Origin of the sequence: Streptomyces sp. NPDC127197, from assembly GCF_042672405.1 — a bacterium.
In the GTDB taxonomy this organism is placed as follows: domain Bacteria; phylum Actinomycetota; class Actinomycetes; order Streptomycetales; family Streptomycetaceae; genus Streptomyces; species Streptomyces flavusporus.
This window is the reverse complement of record NZ_JBHXVG010000007.1, coordinates 71,522-84,373: the sequence shown is the minus strand read 5'-3', so window position 1 is coordinate 84,373 and position 12,852 is coordinate 71,522. Positions and strand designations below refer to the sequence as shown.

Annotated in this window: 8 protein-coding genes and 1 pseudogene; 4 read left to right on the top strand and 5 right to left on the bottom strand. The window is 70.6% G+C overall.

Going from position 1 to position 12,852, the window contains the following annotated elements:
• Positions 1 to 20: 20 nt before the first annotated feature.
• From ACFVJQ_RS13390 to ACFVJQ_RS13380, 3 genes are all read left to right on the top strand, one after another.
• Entirely contained in the window at positions 21 to 1,808 is a 1,788-nt protein-coding gene (locus ACFVJQ_RS13390; protein ID WP_385514012.1) for a purine-cytosine permease family protein, read from the top strand.
• A 40-nt stretch (positions 1,809 to 1,848) separates the two neighbouring features.
• A complete protein-coding gene (locus tag ACFVJQ_RS13385; RefSeq protein WP_385514013.1) occupies positions 1,849 to 2,544 on the top strand; it encodes an alpha/beta fold hydrolase in 696 nt (231 codons plus the stop codon).
• Between the two features lie 82 nt (positions 2,545 to 2,626).
• Complete coding sequence (locus ACFVJQ_RS13380) at positions 2,627 to 3,802, top strand: lactate 2-monooxygenase (protein WP_385514014.1); 1,176 nt, start codon at positions 2,627 to 2,629, stop codon at positions 3,800 to 3,802.
• Positions 3,803 to 3,913: 111 nt separating this feature from the next.
• Here ACFVJQ_RS13380 and ACFVJQ_RS13375 read toward each other — a convergent pair whose 3' ends face one another.
• From ACFVJQ_RS13375 to ACFVJQ_RS13365, 3 genes are all read right to left on the bottom strand, one after another.
• Positions 3,914 to 5,557, bottom strand: coding sequence for a ricin-type beta-trefoil lectin domain protein (locus tag ACFVJQ_RS13375; protein ID WP_385783467.1), 1,644 nt, complete (start codon positions 5,555 to 5,557; stop codon positions 3,914 to 3,916).
• A gap of 513 nt (positions 5,558 to 6,070) precedes the next feature.
• A complete protein-coding gene (locus ACFVJQ_RS13370; protein ID WP_224736312.1) occupies positions 6,071 to 6,448 on the bottom strand; it encodes a toxin Doc in 378 nt (125 codons plus the stop codon).
• Between the two features lie 3 nt (positions 6,449 to 6,451).
• A complete protein-coding gene (locus tag ACFVJQ_RS13365; protein ID WP_129803775.1) occupies positions 6,452 to 6,697 on the bottom strand; it encodes a hypothetical protein in 246 nt (81 codons plus the stop codon).
• Between the two features lie 193 nt (positions 6,698 to 6,890).
• On the opposite strand from ACFVJQ_RS13365, the pseudogene ACFVJQ_RS13360 reads away from it, so the two are divergent.
• Positions 6,891 to 7,193: pseudogene (locus tag ACFVJQ_RS13360) on the top strand (RNA polymerase subunit sigma-24); the annotation flags it as partial.
• A gap of 10 nt (positions 7,194 to 7,203) precedes the next feature.
• Here ACFVJQ_RS13360 and ACFVJQ_RS13355 read toward each other — a convergent pair.
• Both ACFVJQ_RS13355 and ACFVJQ_RS13350 read right to left on the bottom strand, forming a co-directional pair.
• Entirely contained in the window at positions 7,204 to 9,447 is a 2,244-nt protein-coding gene (locus tag ACFVJQ_RS13355; protein ID WP_385783464.1) for a glycoside hydrolase family 9 protein, read from the bottom strand.
• Positions 9,448 to 9,587: 140 nt separating this feature from the next.
• On the bottom strand, positions 9,588 to 12,686 hold the full coding sequence (locus ACFVJQ_RS13350) for a glycoside hydrolase family 2 TIM barrel-domain containing protein (RefSeq protein WP_385783461.1): 3,099 nt from the start codon (positions 12,684 to 12,686) through the stop codon (positions 9,588 to 9,590).
• Positions 12,687 to 12,852 lie beyond the last annotated feature (166 nt).

Genomic DNA, 12,852 nt, shown 5'->3' with positions numbered 1-12,852 from the left:
ATCCATGACGGACACGAAAGATGGATGAACCGTCCTCTGGTTCGGGACGCCCCCGGCGCCGTACCGTCGGCGAACCCACCGAGGACGGCATCCGCCCACGTCGCACACCCCGCGGCACCGACGGCCGTTCCCCCGAGTGCGCCACCCCGCGCGCCCACCGCCGTCCCGCCGCGCCACCCGCGCTCCACCGCCGCCGCTTCGCTGGAGCCCTCGTGTCCCCCGTACCTGATCCCGCAGCAGTCACCCCTCCCCCGCCGCTCACCGAGGTCGAGAGCCACGGCGTCGACCGCATCCCCGACGCGGAACGCACCGCGACTCCGTTCGACCTGTTCCGGCTCGCCTTCGGTGGCGCGAACACGTTCTCCACCTGTGTCCTCGGCGCCTTCCCGATCCTGTTCGGCCTCTCCTTCTGGCAGGGCCTCGCGGCGACGCTCCTCGGGGTCGTCGCGGGCGCGCTGATCCTGTGCCCGATGGCGGTGTTCGGACCGGTCAACGGCACCAACAACGCCGTCTCCTCGTCCGCCCACCTCGGCGTGCACGGCCGTGTGGTCGGCTCTTTCCTCTCCCTGCTGACCGCGGTCGCGTTCTTCTCCATCTCGGTGTGGAGCTCCGGCGACGCCCTGGTCGGCGGCGCCCACCGGCTGTTCGGCCTGCACCGCGGCAACGTGTCCTACGCCCTGGCGTACGCCCTGTTCGCCGGGCTGGTGCTGGTCGTGTGCGTGTACGGCTTCCGGTTCATGCTGTTCGTCAACAAGATCGCCGTGACCTCGGCGAGCGCGCTGTTCCTGCTCGGCGCGATCGCCTTCGCCGGTGACTTCGACCCGTCGTACGCGGGCGTCTTCACCGACTCGGCGGACGCGGCGACGCAGTCGCTGTTCTGGCCGTCGTTCATCGGCGCGGCCCTGATCGTGCTGTCGAACCCGGTGTCGTTCGGGGCGTTCCTCGGCGACTGGTCGCGCTACATCCCGGCGAGCACCCCGCGCCGCAGGGTGGTCGGTGCGGCGTTCCTGTCGCAGATCGCCACGCTGCTGCCGTTCGTCTTCGGCCTGGCGACCGCGAGCATCATCGCGAACAAGGCGCCGGAGTACGTCGATCCGGCCGCTCCCGACTTCGTGGGCGGGCTACTGGCGATCTCGCCCTCGTGGTTCTTCCTGCCGGTGTGTCTGCTCGCGCTGATCGGCGGCCTGTCGACCGGCACGACGGCGCTGTACGGCACCGGCCTCGACTTCTCCTCGGTGTTCCCGCGGCTGTCCCGGGTGCAGGCCACGGTGCTGATCGGCGTGCTGTCGATCGCGTTCGTCTTCGTCGGCCGGTTCGGGCTGGACATCGTGCAGTCCATCTCCACCTTCGCCACGATGATCATCACCTGCACCACACCGTGGATGGTCGTGATGATGCTGGGCTACTGGACTCGGCGCGGCTGGTACGACCCTGAGGCCCTGCAGGTCTTCAACCGCCGTCAACGCGGCGGCCGTTACTGGTTCGCGCACGGCTGGAACTGGCGTGGTACGACCGCCTGGTGGGTGTCCGCCGTCGTCGGTGTGCTGTTCACCAACATCCCGGGCCAGTTCGTGGGCCCGCTCGGCGAGTTGGCGAACGGCGTCGACATCGGCCTGCCGCTCTCGCTGGCCGTGGCCGCGGTGCTGTTCCTGACGCTGCTGCGGCTGTTCCCCGAGCCCCGCGCGGTGTACGGACCCGAGGGCGCGCGGCTGGCGCGGACGGTGGACGTGCCGGTGCCGCCGATCACCGGTCCGGGGGCGGGCGCCGAGGGCGCGTCGGTCCGGGAGAAGGCGCAGCTCGCGGACTGATCGCCGGGCCGTTGTCGGACCCTGCCGCTACCTTGCCACCATGACCGATTTCGTACTGGTGGCAGGTGCGTGGCTGGGCGCGTGGGCATGGGACGAGGTGGCGGCGGAGCTACGGGCGGCCGGACACGGCGTCCATCCGCTGACCCTGTCCGGTCTCGCCGAGAAGCGGGACGTGCCGGCCGGGCAGCGGAGACACGTCCAGGACATCGTCGACGAGGTGGAGCGCCTCGATCTGCGGGACGTCGTGCTGGTCGGGCACAGCTACTCCGGCATCCCGGTCGGCCAGGCAGCCGAGCGGATCGGGGACCGGCTGGCCCGGGTGGTGTTCGTCGACTCCACCGTGCCTGTGGACGGGGAGTCGTTCCTGTCGGGCTGGCCGAGCGACCACGTGCGGGCGTCGATCGAGGCGGGCGGCGGCTTCTGGCCCCCGCTCACCGCGGACGACTATGCGGGCCAGGACCTGACGGGTGATCAGATCGCCCGGATCATCGACGGCTCCACCCCGCACCCGGGCGCGTCCCTCACCGAACCGGCCGCCCTGTCCCGCCCGCTGGGCGAGCTGCCGGCGACGTACATCAAGTGCCTGCTCGACGGGGACGAACCGATGGACGCCGTTCAGGAGCTGCTCAAGAGCGAGAGCTGGAAGCTGGTCCGGATGGACACCGGTCACTGGCCGATGTTCTCCCGGCCGCGCGAACTGGCCGGGATCCTGCACCGGTCGGCCGTCCGGGCCTGAGTCACACCCTGGACGGACGTGCCCTTACTCGCCAGTATCGTCGGGACGACGCGGCTCGACGGTGAGAGGCGGGGACCGGGCGATGGCCAGACACTGGGCTGACTTCCAGTACGAGATCTATCTGAACGGGATGACGGGAGCCGTACCGCGGCTGCCCACCGATCTGACACGGCTGGAGGAGCTCACCGAGCAGCGGCTCGGACCGGGCCCCGTCGGCTATGTGGCGGGCAGCGCCGGGGACGGCAGCACCGCCCGTGCCAACCGGGCGGCCCTGCACCGGCGCCGCATCGTGCCGCGGATGCTGCGGGACGTGCACGAGCGGGACCTGTCCGTCGAGGTACTGGGCCGCCCGCTGCCCGCCCCGCTGGCACTGGCGCCGGTCGGCGTGCTGTCGATCATGCATCCGGACGCCGAGCCGGCCGCCGCCCGGGCCGCCGCCGCTCAGGGCGTGCCGTATGTGCTGTCCTCGGCGTCCAGCACACCCATCGAGCAGGTCGCGGAGGCGATGGGCGACGCCGAGCGCTGGTTCCAGCTGTACTGGGCGAAGGACCGCGAGGTGACGCGGAGCTTCCTGAACCGGGCGAAGGCCGCCGGGTTCAGCGTGCTGGTCGTCACGCTGGACACCCCGCTGCTCGCGTGGCGGCCACGCGATCTCGACCAGGCGTATCTGCCGTTCCTGCACGGCGTGGGCACCGCCAACTACTTCTCCGACCCGGCCTTTCAGGCGGGATTGGCCAAGCCGGTCCATGAGGATCCGAACGCGGCGGTGATGCACTTCGTCGGCATGTTCGCGGACCCCGCCAAGACCTGGCCGGACCTGGCGTTCCTGCGGGAGAACTGGGACGGCCCGATCGTCCTCAAGGGCATCCTGCACCCGGACGACGCCCGGGCCGCCGCCGACGCCGGGATGGACGGCGTGGTGGTGTCCAACCACGGCGGACGTCAGGTGGCCGGTTCCGTCGCGGCGGCCGACGCGCTGCCCGGGGTCGTCGCGGCGGCCGGTGACCGGTTGACGGTGCTGTTCGACAGCGGGGTGCGCACCGGCGACGACGTCTTCAAGGCACTCGCGCTCGGCGCGCGGGCGGTCCTGGTGGGCCGGCCGTACGTGTACGGTCTCGCACTCGACGGCCGGGCGGGCGTGGAGCATGTGATCCGCTGTCTGCTCGCCGAACTCGATCTCACCCTCGCCCTGTCCGGGCACGCCACACCCGCCACCGTCGGACCCGCCGACCTCGTCCTCGTCGAGGAGTCCGCATGACCGCCACGCACACCGGCGGGCGCCCGGCCGGAGCCGGGCTTTCACAGCTGATCGCCGGCGCGGCGCACGGCATGGTCGCGTAGGGCGCCCTGGCCGGTGCGGCGTCGTCGGCTAGGAACCGCCCGGCAGTCCCACCGGTCGCGCGGACGGATCGGTCGTCTCCGCGACCGACAGGGACCCCGCGTCGGCCGGTTCGGGGTCGGTCAGCCAGCGCTGGGCGGTGGAGCCGTCGCGGACCTTGACGACGATGTCGGCGCCCGGTTCACCGGCAGTGGAGGAGAGCGCGAGCTGCTCGTCCCAGCGGGGCAGCAACTCGCCGCGGACGGTGAGGTCGTAGCGCACGTCCTCGCCCCGCTCGCTCCTGGCGGCGGCACAAGTGCCGAGGATGACGACACCGGCGTCCGCGTGCGAGTCCAGGCACAGGTCGGGATCGGCCACGCTGCGCAGCAGCCCGTCGTTCTCGTACGTCCACTGCTGGGCCGGGTCGGCCGAGCACACCGCCAGCTCGGTCCCGGTACCGGCCTCGGCCTCGGTCCCGTCCCGCAGGTCGAGGCACAGGTCGGCGGCGGCGTTGCGCAGCCTGGTCTGCCGGGGTGCGGTGGGGAGTTGGGCGGCGCCGGGCGGCGTGGCGGACACGGTGGGCGGGGCCTGAGCGCCGGTGCCGGGCGCGGAGCCGCGGTCGTCGTTGGCGCCGGCGGAGGCCGTGGTGTCGGTGTCGCCGTCGTAGGACGACAGGCTGGTGGCGAGGACGGTGCCGAGCAGGGCGGCGGAGACGATGCCCACTCCGGTGCGCACGGCCCGCGAGGAGCGGCCCGCCACGGTGGGGATCGGAATGCGGTCCAGGATGCGATGGCGTGCCATTCCTCTCCCCCGTCCGGAGTGCCGGGCGGCGCGCCGACCGCGGGCACCCGGTCGGTGCGGGGTGCGGCCCGGTCGCGACTCGAGGTAGCGACGGGCGCCCCAGCCGAGCACCGCCTCGGCGAGCAGAACGTCCAACCCGGCCTCGAAATGGCTCAGTTGTTCGGCTGCGTCCCGGCAGTGGCGGCACTCGGCGAGATGCTGCTGAACGTCCGGCAGGAGTGCCCTGCCGCGGCGGATCGGGACGTCGAGGAGACGGTTGTGGAAGCGGCAGTCCTTGCTCGGTGCGAGTTCCTGGTGGGCCCGTACACAGCCCTCGCGGAATTTGTCCCGGGCCAGTTCGAGGGTGGCCGACGCCGTGTCGGTGTCCATGCCGAGGAGTCCGGCGGGGAAGTCGAGCGGCTCCCCCTCGACCTCGGTGTGCCACAGCAGACAGCGGGCGGGTCCGGGAAGGGCCTGGAATGCGCGCTCGGCCAGCTTGCGGTTTTCGGGCGTCATGGACTTGGCCGCCCGCATACCACGGCCCCCCGCGGGTTTCTGCAACTCCGGCAGTACACCGGATATTCGCTCCTCCGAGGCCCACCGCCGGACCGTGTCCCGCACGGTCACCAGAAGCAGCGGGCGCAGCGCGATGCCCGGCTCGCCCAGCGTGAGACGGTCGAAGACCTGGTGGAAGGCGGCCGTGGTCACCATGGCGGCGACGTTCGCCGAGGAGGCGAGGCAGACGATCGCGTAGGAGTGGACCGCCGGCCAGTGCCGGGCGATCAGCAGGGCGGTGGAATGGGCGACTTCGACATCCGACGCCCCTCTCAGCCGGGCGGCGAGGGACTCGTCGGATTCTCCGGGATCTCCGCCGGACGGCGGGTAAGGAGGGCGAGGGGGGTGGGGGGTGGGCACTGAGCGGATTCCTTTCCCACGCAGGTGGTACACGGGGGTTCTGACCGCCGAAAAGGAGCCCGGGTTGGTGCGTACCTTTTGGCGGGGTGCGGGGAGCGTGAATTCACCCTTGGCGCTTCGCACGACCGGTTCACCGAAGTGCGAATGTGCCCGGCCATTACTCCCCCCGCCGGGTGGTTCACCCTTGCACATCGCGCTCACGGCCAACAAGGCACTTGGGCAACATCAGCCACACTGAAATAAAGTCAGATTCAATGGTAACTCACGCCGTCGGCCCGACCATTCACCATTCCATGCGCCCCGTATGAAACCGACGCACGCAACGGGGTGCCGCGCACGCTCCCGACGTCTCCGGCCGAGCAGTTGGATGGAACCGGCCTCTCTCGCCGGGCCGACAGGGCCTGGGCCCCCGCGCAGGACGGCGGCTCCCCTGCGTGAGGCGGCCGCCGGCCCTGTTCCTCCCGCCCTCGGCCGGCGGTCCCGGGGGCGGGAGGGGCGGCCGGGTCGGGCGCGTCAGATCTGCCAGGAGCGCAGCCGGTCAGCGGCGCCGTAGACGTCGGTCTTGCCGTCGATCAGATCCCGGGCCAGGTCCACCAGCGCCCCGTAGGGCGGGTCGATGCCGACGCCGCTGACGAACATGTACGCCACGGCCGTCGCGCAGGCGAAACGGGCGTTCGCCGACGGAAGGGGCTTGAGCAGGGCGAGGGTGTGCAGCAGTGCGGCGGCCCGCCAGGCGGGGTCGGAGTCCACGCCGAGGCGGGGCGGATCGACGCGGTGCCGGGCGACGGCGGCGACCAGTGCGGAGAAGTCGTTGATCGTCGGCTGGTCCGGCAGGACCTCCTCGTGGCGCTGGAGCAGCCAGGGCACGTCGATGTGCAGGACGGGTGCCATCGGTCAGGCGGCCCGTCCCTCGCCGCCGGCGGGCGGTTCGTCGTCGGGGAAGGCGGCCGCGAACTCGTCGGCGTGGGCCGCGAAGAACCGGCGGAAGGCCTCGGCGCCCTCCTGCAGCGCCCGGTGCCGGGCGATGTCGGCCGCGGCCGCCTCACGCACGAGGGCCTTCATCGACGTACCGCGCTCCTTGGCGATCTGCCGCAGGTCCTCCAGCTCACGATCACTGAACTCCACGTTGAGGGCTGGCATGGCATCACGGTACCGCGCGGGTACTTACTCGTAAATATCACCAGCTCAGCAGGGATCGGGGTAGGTACCGGACGGGCAGAGAGCGCTCAGAATCCTTGAGAGGTACGTCACATTCGGCAGCGCCGATGTCACATTCGGACCGCTCCGCACCTCCCAGTGGTGTATCGCGCCGCCCCGGGAGGCCCCGCCATGTCCGACCGCCCCTGTGTGGACGGACAGCGGCGGAAACCGCAGGGCCGGGCTGCGTCCCGTGCACGGCCGGGACAAGGCGGTCCGCCTGCTCACCGGCTACGCGGCCCGGCGCGGCACACAGGGGCTCGATCTGAGCTACCGCCGCGTCAACGGCGACGACGCGGCGGTGCTGTTCCAGGGAGCCTCGCCCTACGCCGTGATGGTCATGGACCTCACTCCGGAGGGCGACCGGGTGTCGAACGTCTACATCGTGTCGAACCCCGACAAGCTCACGCACGTGCACCGGGACGACGAGGGCATGTGAACCTCAGCGGTCATCCCTGATCGGCCACGAAGGACGCCATCCGGGTCAGGGCGGAGTTCCAGTTGATCGTGTGCTCGTTCGTCGACCAGGACTGGATGTCGTCGATGTAGCAGAACTGGCCGACGCAGCCCTGGAGTTTGCTCTGTGCGTAGGGGTCCTGGATGCTCGAGTTCGGCCCGCCTGCGAGCGTGCCGACCGGTGGGTTCGGCTGGTTCGGGTCGAGCTGGCGGGCGTACCAACGGGCGTGCTGATTGTGGGAGTTGACCTCGCCGTAGCCGGTCACGTACGAGATGTTCAGCGCGTTGCGGCCGAAGAGGTAGTCCATGCTCTGCAGCGCGCCGTCCCGGTACTTCGAGGCGCCCGTGATGTCGTACGCGGTGGCGATGACGACGGCGTTGTGCAGGATCTGGTGGTTGGAGCCCCAGTCGTAGAGGTTGCCGTCGGGGACGTACGGCATTCCGTACGGGTGTGACTTCAGCGTGGCAAGGTAGCGGTCCGCTGCCTTGACGACGGACTGGCGCACCTTGTCCCGGCCGGGCAACCTGCTCGGCACGGTCGCCAGGTCCAGCCGGGCCGCCGCCGCGGTCCTGGCCCAGTCGTAGCCGAGGGGACCGAAGATGTCGGCCGTGTGGACCGGGGAGTTGAGGACGTGGTCCGCGAACTCCTTCTCTCCTGTGCTGAGATACAGCTCCGCCGCGGCCCAGTAGAACTCGTCGGTCACGTCGTTGTCGGCGTAGGTGCCACCGCCGATGCCGTCGCTCTCCGAGGCGTACCGGTCGGGGTGGGCGAGCGCCGCCGACCATGCCTTGCGCGCGGCGTCCAGGGTCTTCGCCGCGAACTCCCTGTCGTACGGCTTGTACAGGCGCGCCGCCTGCGCGGCCGTCGCCGCCAGGTTCAGGGTCGCCGCGGTGGACGGCGGATGCAGTTCGCGCTTCTGCGGGTCGTCGCTCGGCAGCAGCGGCAGGCCCGTCCACTGCTCGTCGTGGATCTTGTGGTGCGCCATGCCGGCCAGCGGCCGATCCGCGGGCACCTGCATCTTCAGCAGGAACTCCAGCTCCCAGCGGACCTCGTCCAGGATGTCCGGCACCTTGTTGCCGCTCTCCGGGATGGCGAGCGTACCGTCGCCCAGCTTCTCCGACTCCCCGGTGCGGGCGAGCAGTTCGCGTTCGTAGGTGCTCAGCAGCTCCCATACGGAGATGCCGCCGTTGACGACGTACTTGCCGTGGTCGCCGGCGTCGTACCAGCCGCCGGTGACGTCGAGCGTGTAGTCGCACACCCCCGGCTGGCAGGGCACGGCGCCGTCGCCCTGGTTGGGTGCGACGTCGACGTGTCCGGCGGGGCGGGCGTAGCCCGGGCGCAGGTCGTCGCGGATCGCGATGCCGCTGCGCTGCGTGTAGTAGTACTTCACGGCGTCCAGGCGCAGCCGCTCGTAGGCGGCCGTGCCGATGTCGAAGGGGCGGCTCGCCTCTCCGTCGGCGACCAGCGTGAAGTCCTTGCCCTGCTTGCGGTGGGCGCCGAAGTCGATGGAGTGGACGTTCTGGGCGGAGGAGACGTCGGTGCCGCGCGGCACGGTCCAGCCCTGGGCGACCACGGCTCCGGACGCGTTCTTCAGCTGCCAGGGCAGCTTCTCGGTGGCGTCGGTGACCAGCGTGGCGTTCTTGGGCCCGGCGGGCAGATAGGCGACCTGGTTCACCCGCACCCGCGGCCCGGTGTCGGGCTCGTACACCTCGGGCGGTACGCCGCCCAGCAGGGAGGCGTCGTCCATGCAGAAGCGCCAAGCGTCCGCGCTGCCGCCGAGCTGGAAGGCGACCTGGCCCTGCGGGGTGTCGACGGGCGAGGTGAAGGTGTACGAGTACGTGTTCCCGGAGACGCTCAGCTCCGGCGTCACCTCGAAGTAGGTGTCGTACGGCGCCGCCGACAGGCCGACGATCGCCCGCACGACGTGCCCCTCGGGCGAGCCGTTGGCGGTGAAGGAGAAGCGGTACGACTCCCCCTTCACCAGGGCGATGTCGTTCTGGCCGACGGCGGCGTCCCAGCGGTTGGCGGTGCCGCCGGGCACGTCGGCGCAGAGCTGCCCGTCGGACAGGCCCGCGGTGACGTTGCTGGTCGCCCACCAGGGCTCGGTCGTGGTGTCGAAGGTGCCGTTCTTGAGCTGCTCGACCTCTTCGGCGCCGGCCGGTGCGGCCGGGAGGGCCGTGAGTCCCGCCGCCAGCAGGGCCGTCAGGGACAACAGGGTGGTTCTGCGTCGTTTCACGTCTGGGCTCCTGGGGGGAGGTACGGGTGACGCTCGCTATGGGAGCGCTCCCAAAGACGGACGCAGCCATGTTTGTTGGCAGCATGACACCCCGTCAACGGTCCGGACGGGACTGGTTCCCGCCCGGACCGCTCATCGGCTCAGCTTGTGGGCACCTCCAACTTGCTGATCCGCACCGCCCCGCGGGCCTCCCCTGGGTGAGCGCTGGTCAGGGTGAGCCGCAGCCGGGAGCCGCGTACGGCGTCGAAGGTGATGACGGTCGGCGCGTCCGAGGCGGTGGCCCAGTCGACGGCCACCCCCTCGACCGGCACGTACCGGCGCCCGTCCCAGACCTCGGCATCGACCGACGCGGGCAGGGTGTGCGTCGCGTCCACGGTGAAGGAGACCTCGGCCCGGTCGATGGTCCGCGTCCGGCCGAAGTCCAGCGAGACCCAGTCCTCGGCCCGGGCCCCGTCGAAGGCGGGCAGCAGGGCCGTGGCCGCCTTGTGGAAGCCGTTGGACCAGCCGGTGGCCGGGTCGCCGTCGAGCATCGCGGCCGGGAGGGTGTCCGGACGGCCGGAGTAACTGGCGTCCGCGTGCGGGTAGTTCGGGGGCGCCGGGTAGTCGGGCTCGAACACGGCGGCCGGGGTGCGCGCGGCCGACCGGGCGGGAGTCGTCTTCACGGTCACGCTGCCCGCCCTCAGTCCTTCGGCCCGTGCGGTCACCTTCAGGAAGCCCGACTTCGTGCCCGACCGTACGATCGCCAGCGCCTTGCCGTGGAAGGCCGTACGCGTGCTGGCCTGGTAGCGCTCGGCGCTCTCCTCCCGCCCGTTGTCGAGGCCGGCGAGCGAGCCGCCCGTCACCTCGAAGGAGATCAGGTCCTCGGCGTCGGGCACCACCACACCACGGGCGTCGACGATCTCGGCGGTCAAGAAGACCAGCGAACGGCCGTCGGCGGCCAGGGACTTGCGGTCGGCGGCAAGGCGTACGGCCCTCGGCGCACCGGCCGTGCGCAGCACATCGGTGGCGACCACCTTGCCGTCCCCGCGTACCACCGCCTTCAACTCCCCCGGCTCGTATGGCACTTTCCAGGTGAGGTGGAGTTTGCCGGCGCTGCCGTTCGGGCTGGTGTAGCTGCCGGGGTAGGGGCCGTCGGTGAAGGTCTTGTCGTCGCCGGTCGCCTCGATGGTCTCCAGGTAGGCCCGGCCGTCGACGGTCTTCTTGGTGTCGAACGTCCGCGTGCCGAGGGACTTTCCGTTGAGGAACAGCTCCACGGTGTCGACATTCGAGTACGCCCACACCTCGACCGTGTCGCCCTCCGCGTGGTTCCAGGTCATCGGCAGCAGGTGGACCATGGGCTCGCTGATCCACTGGCTCTGGAACAGGTAGTACATGTCCTTCGGGAAGCCGGCCGTGTCGACCGCGCCGAAGAAGGACGCCTTGACCGGGAAGACGTCGTAGGGCGTGGGTTCGCCGATGTAGTCGATGCCGGACCACAGGAACTGCCCGGCGAACCACTTCCGGTCCCGATCCTTCTTGTGCCCGTACTCGCCGCTCATGGTCCAGGAGGCGAGGTTGTTGTCGTAGGACGAGGTGGCCCGCTTGCCCGGCGTGTGGTTCTCGCCCGTGTTGAGGCGCTCGGGCTCCTGGTAGGTGCCGCGCGTGGAGGTCTCGGAGGACGACTCGGACTCGAAGAGGAACAGGTGGGGATAGGCGGCGTGCAACTGGTCGACGGACTTGGCGGTGTTGTAGTTGAGGCCCAGCCCGTCCAGCTTGGCCAGCATCAGATCGGCCGCCGAGCCCTTGGCCGGCAGACGGCGGTACTTGTCGGAGCCGATGACCAGCGGGCGGGTGTCGTCGGCGGCCCTGATGGCGTCGATGACGCGGTCGGCCATGGCGAGCCCGGCGGTGGAGGTGGAGTCGGGGACCTCGTTGCCGATGGACCACATCAGGACGGCGGGCGAGTTGCGGGCCGCGAGGACCATCTCGGTGGCGTCCTTCTCGCCCCACTCGTCGAAGAACCGGCCGTAGTCGTAGCGGTTCTTGCCGGTCCGCCAGCAGTCGAAGGCCTCCACCAGCATCACGATGCCCATCTCCTCGCAGACCTGGATCATCTCCGGGGTGGGCGGGTTGTGGGAGGTGCGGAAGGCGTTGATGCCCATCGACTTCATGATGGTCATCTGCCGCCGGATCGCGTCGATGCTGACGGCGGCGCCCAGGGCGCCCAGGTCGTGGTGGAGGTCGACGCCCTTGATCTTGCTGTGGACGCCGTTGAGGTGGAAGCCCTCGTCCGGGTCGAAGCGGAAGGTGCGGAAGCCGAAGGTGGTGCGGCAGGTGTCGGTCGTTCTGCCGCCGACGCGCAGTTCGGTCTTCAGGGTGTAGCGGTGGTGCGGGGTGTCGAAGTCCCACAACTTCGGCTCTGGAACGGTGAGTTCATGGGTTTCGGTCGCCTTGTCGGTGGCGGGGACCGTGGAGGACGTACGGGCGACGGTACGGCCGCGGGGATCGGCGATCCGCGACACGATCTCGACGTCCGCGCCGTCGCCGGAGGCGTTCACCACCGAGGTCTGCACACGTACGACGCCCCGCTCGTCGGTGATCTCCGGTGTCGTGACATACGTACCCCAGCGCTCCACGTGCACCGGCTCGGTGACGACGAGGCGGGCCTCGCGGTAGATGCCACTGCCCGAGTACCAGCGGCTGCTGGGCAACTGGTTCTGCACCTTGACCGCGAGCACGTTCTCGGTGCTGCCGTCGGGGCGCACCAGATCGGTGAGGTCGAAGGCGAAGCCGGTGTAGCCGTAGGGGTGGCGGCCGACCTCCTTGCCGTTGCAGTAGACGTACGAGTCCATGTAGACGCCGTCGAACTCCACCGAGATCCGCTTGCCCGCGAGGGCGGGCGGCAGGGTGAAGGTGTGGCGGTACCAGCCGAGTCCGCCGGGGAAGAAGCCGGTGCCGCTGGTGGTGCCGTGCTCGGTGGTCGGGGCGGACTCGATGCTCCAGTCGTGGGGCACCGCCACCTGACGCCAGCCCGAGTCGTCGTGGCCGGGCTCGGCGGCGTCGGCATACGCGCCGGTCGGGTCAGTGATGCCGCCCGGGTTCACCAGGGCGAAGCGCCAGCCGTCGCGCAGGGCGAGGGTGTGGCGGCCCGTGACCCGGGCGGCGGCCTCGGCGGCCTGTGCTCCCGGCGTGCCCAGCAGCGCTCCGGCGGCCGGTGCGGCCGTACCGGTGATCAAAACCGATCTGCGAGTGACCGACATGGCGGCTCTCCCTCATCAGGGCCCAGAAGTACTCACAACTGATCGTGAACAAACAGATTCTGACGGGCTGCCACACACGCCCGTCAAGGGTCGGGTGATGTACTTCTGCCCCAGGGGTCACATCGGCCGGATCTGCCTCTTGACCCGGAGTACCCGGGGTGGCCGG